Raw genomic sequence first — 3,355 nt, 5'->3', positions numbered from 1 at the left:
ACCCGCGGCCTACCACGGGAGATCACTGAGCCGACCCTGGGATCGGTGACGGAGCCTTCGTTGTGGCTGAGGCGTTCGGGGGTCAGGGGGCACGGTAGATGGCCTCGTAGCCGGATGCGTCGGTGCGGAGTCGGGTGACGTAGTCGTGCAGCGCGTCGGCGGGGACGCGGCGGGCGCGGCCGATGCGCACCGACTCGATCGCGCCGACACGGAGCAGGTCAGTACCCGTCGGGACCCGACGACCGCACCGTCGGTGACGTCACGGCGCTTCTGGTCGAGTCGGCGAGTTGGCGGCTGGTGAAGATTGGTCAGGATCTACGGTTCGTCGTGGCGGTTGGCGTCCGGTTCCAGGTTGCGGAGGCGTTCGAGGATGTGGTCGAGTGCGGCGACGAGGTCGGTGGCGTGGATGGCGTTCATGTCCCCGAACAGGTGGCGTCCCAGGTTCCGGTACCCGGCATGCCACCGCCGAGCGGTCTGGTTGCCACGGTCGGTCAACGTGACCAGTGTGGCTCGCTGGTCGGTCGGGTGTGGTTGGCGGACTACGAGCCCGACGTTCTCCAAGGCGTCGACCAGGCCCGTGACATTGCGCGGGGTGCACCGCAGCGCGTCGCTGAGCTGGCGTTGCGTCATCGGCCCGTCCCGGCCGATGCGCCAGATCGAAGCGGTCAGAGGCGTGACGGTCCAAGTCGGCGAGGGGGAGATCTTCGGCCTCCTCGGCCCGAACGGTGCGGGCAAGACCACGACCATCGGTAGCTCTGTACACCTGGGACGCCTCCGTCGAAGGATGGGTCGGGCGGCTGCCCCGCGACGAGCACGGCCGCCGCACCAAGGTCACCGGCCTCACCCGCCGCAGGTCGAACGCAAACTCGAGCGCCTGCTCGCGACCGCGAACAGGGCGTCACCGGCGCCGGCCGCCGACGCACACGCCCATGCCGCCGGCGTGCTCCCCGCCGGGTGGGACGGTACCGAATGTGCTCGCGGGATGGCCGCACCGACCGAGCGGGTCAGCCTTGCATCATCCCTTGACGTAGGAGTACTTGGCGGCGACCTTGCCGTCGCCGATGGTGTACACGTCGACGCCGCGGACGTGGCCGGCGCCCCAGTCGTAGGTCCAACGGGCGACGGCCCGCTCGTCCGTGGCGACGACGTCCTCGAGCGCGAAGTGAGCCGACGGCGTGGTGTCGAACAGCTTCTGCCAGCACGCCCTGACCTCGTCGCGGCCGCGGTAGCGGCGACCGTCCGGCGCGGGTCCGGTGCTGTCGAACACGCAGTCGTCGGTCATGAGCCGCATGACCGCGTCCACGTCGTGAGCATTGAACGCGTGCGTGAACCGCTCCACCAGGAAGCGCGTGGCGCTGCGGCCGAACCGGGCGAGCAGCCGGGTCTGGGCATCGGCGTCAACGGCCACCGGCTCGCGGCGTCCGACGACCCCCGCCCGGCGATAGGTCTCCTCGACGGCGTCGAACCAGTCGGCGCAGGCGGTGACGAGCTCGTCGTCGAGCCGGCCGTCTGCGTCGAGCGCTTGGCTTAGATCCCAGGCGTGCACAAGATGATCGGCCAGTAGCTGGCGGACGTACTCGTCCGCGGAAGTGCTCCCGAACGACAGATGGACCGCGCGGGACAGGGCGCCGGGCGCGTCGAGTGCGGCAAGCGCCTCAGCCACCGCGACGTCCCACGCGCGGAGCGGGTCGTCGCCGAGCACGTCGCCGTCGAAGCGGTCACCGACGTCGTCGGTCGTGGCGCCCGACAGTAAAGGCGGCATCCACAGGTTCTCGGCGGTGACGTGGTTGACCAGCTCGCGCACCGTCCACTCGGCGCACGGCGTCGGCAGACCCCACTCGTCTGACCGGACGGCGTGCACGAGATCGCCAAAGCCGGCAGTGGCTCGCCTGTGTCGCTCGATGAGCCTGGCGGATTCGGCGCGGTCATGGGCGGTCAAGTCAGCGTGCATCATTGCTCCTCGATCTCGAGGCCTTCAGCGCGGTGTCATGGCTCCACGGTTTCGCATTGCGCGGATCAGGAACTGCGGACCGAGCTTACGTTCTCGCGCTGCAACACCAGTCCCTCGACGACGCCCACGACGTCGCCGACCGTCACGAGCCGCTGCCGGGTCGGCCCGGGACAAGCATCCGTCATCGGCGTGTCAACCATGCCAGGACACACCGCCCACGCCTTGATCCCGAGGGGTTGGTGCTTGCTGACGGCGTACGCGCCCGTGCCGGGGTACACGAACACCCCTCTTCGCTGCAGGTGTTGACGATGAACCCGCGGCGACGTGCCTGCATGCCGCGCAGGACCCGCGCACAGCACCACCGGACCGCGGAGGCGCCTCGGACAGCGAGCGTCGACGGTGTCCGTTTGACGATCGGCCAGCGGCACGTCCTCAGCAAGCGCCGCGCGATACGGGCCGCGCCGGGCGGTCGAGACCGCAGGCCCTGTTGCGTCGCGAGCGCACCAGATTGCGGCGGTTCGCAGAGCATGAATGATGAGATCAAGTTCGGCGATGTTGCTAGCCGATTGCCTGCTAGGCGTCGCCCGCGCGAAGGCCGGGGACGGTGTGAAGAGCTCGGAGTCAACAGTCCCCACCACGACCGTGCGATACGTCGGTTGCGATCGGAGGCTGTCCTCGCCGGCTCGTACCATGGGTAGCCGTTTCCGAACGCCTGTGAGGGCGGCGCGCCGCTGTGGTCCGGTGGTCGGGAACTCACCGGCGTGCTGAGTCTGTGCGGTGGTGAGGACGACGGGCTCTTGGCCCATCGTGTCGGATGCCGTGGAAGGATGGTCGTGCGCATCAGTCAGGCCTCGCGCGTGGGGAGCGCGGGTCTGCTGGCACTGGTGGCGACGTATGGCATTGGCCGGCTGGCGTACGGGTTGTTCGTGCCGACCTTTCGAGAGGAGTTCGGCCTGTCCCTGGACGTTCTCGGTTTCTACGCCAGCACAGCACAGGCTGCCTACTTGGTGGCCACAGTGGTCACCGGTGTCCTCACGGCCCGTTTCGGGCCACGCGTGCCGGTCGTGTCCGGGTGTCTGCTGCTGGCGGTCGGCGCGGCCATGACGGCGTCTGCGCCCGGCCCGGTGCTGCTGGCTGCGGGGATCGCCACTGCGGGCACGAGCGCCGGCGGGACGTGGGGGCCATTCTCGGATGCGGTCGACGACCAGGTCCCGTCGTCTGGGAGCCGGCGTGCTCTGGCGCTGGTCAATGCCGGCTCGCCGGTCGGCCTGGTGGTCGCCAGCGGGCTCGTGTTGGTGGCCGGTGACCGATGGCGGGCCGCATGGTGGGTGTTCGCGGCGATCGGGCTGGTGGCGGCCGCGGTGACGTGGAGGGTGCTGGCACCAGGCACGGTGGGTCCGGTCC

3 protein-coding genes are annotated in these 3,355 nt (G+C 69.7%); 1 reads left to right on the top strand and 2 read right to left on the bottom strand.

The genetic code is table 11. From position 1 onward, the window contains the following. Positions 1-315: 315 nt before the first annotated feature. A complete protein-coding gene (locus VFZ70_09235; GenBank protein ID HEX6255980.1) occupies positions 316-747 on the bottom strand; it encodes a MarR family winged helix-turn-helix transcriptional regulator in 432 nt (143 codons plus the stop codon). 268 nt (positions 748-1,015) lie between these two features. Continuing rightward, positions 1,016-1,954, bottom strand: coding sequence for a TIGR03086 family metal-binding protein (locus VFZ70_09230; protein ID HEX6255979.1), 939 nt, complete (start codon positions 1,952-1,954; stop codon positions 1,016-1,018). An 830-nt stretch (positions 1,955-2,784) separates the two neighbouring features. On the opposite strand from VFZ70_09230, the gene VFZ70_09225 reads away from it, so the two are divergent. Beyond that, a partial coding sequence (locus tag VFZ70_09225; protein ID HEX6255978.1) for an MFS transporter occupies positions 2,785-3,355 on the top strand: 571 nt, incomplete at its 3' end.

Source organism: Euzebyales bacterium, assembly GCA_036374135.1.
Taxonomy (GTDB): domain Bacteria; phylum Actinomycetota; class Nitriliruptoria; order Euzebyales; family JAHELV01; genus JAHELV01.
This window is presented reverse-complemented; position numbering and strand designations above follow the sequence as displayed.